1 protein-coding gene is annotated in these 614 nt (G+C 67.6%); it reads left to right on the forward strand.

The window, feature by feature from the left end; translation table 11 throughout:
* Window positions 1-117 precede the first annotated feature (117 nt).
* Window positions 118-474 (forward strand): IS66 family insertion sequence element accessory protein TnpB, encoded by a 357-nt coding sequence (gene tnpB / locus IE243_RS23010; RefSeq protein ID WP_191321595.1) that lies wholly within the window; start codon window positions 118-120, stop codon window positions 472-474.
* Window positions 475-614: the final 140 nt, after the last annotated feature.

Below are 614 nucleotides of genomic sequence, written 5' to 3' on the forward strand. Positions count from 1 at the left end.
GCCACGGCCAACATCCGGGGCCATCGAGATTGAGGCGTCAGGGGTCACGGTAAGGTGCGGCGATGGCGCCTCGCCGGCCACGATCACCGCCGTGATCCGTGCCCTGAAAGGCGCGCCATGATCGGCCCTACCGGCGCTGTGCGCGTCATGGTGGCGACCCGGCCAGTAGACTTCCGCAAGGGCGCGGACGGCCTGGCGGCGCTGGTCCGCGAGACGATGGACGCCGACCCATTCTGTGGGGCGATCTATGTCTTTCGGGCGAGGCGTGCGGACCGGATCAAGCTCGTCTACTTCGACGGGACCGGGGTGTGCATGCTGGCGAAGCGTCTGGAAGACGGGAGGTTCTGCTGGCCCGCCATCACCGATGGCGTGGTCAGGCTGACGGCGGCGCAGTTACAGGCGCTGCTCGAAGGGCTGGACTGGCGGCGCGTTCATGAGGCTCGTGAGACGCGTACGCCGGTCGCGGCAAGTTGATTCCTGGGGCGGCGAGAGCGCTGGCAACGCACTGGAATCCAATGTCTAATCGGTTCCGTGAGCACTCCGGCCGAACCTCTGACAACTGATCCGCTCGCCCTTCAGGCGATGCTCGCCGCCGAGCGCGCCGAGAACGCGCG

The organism is Camelimonas fluminis, assembly GCF_014656355.1.
Classification (GTDB): Bacteria; Pseudomonadota; Alphaproteobacteria; order Rhizobiales; family Beijerinckiaceae; genus Camelimonas; species Camelimonas fluminis.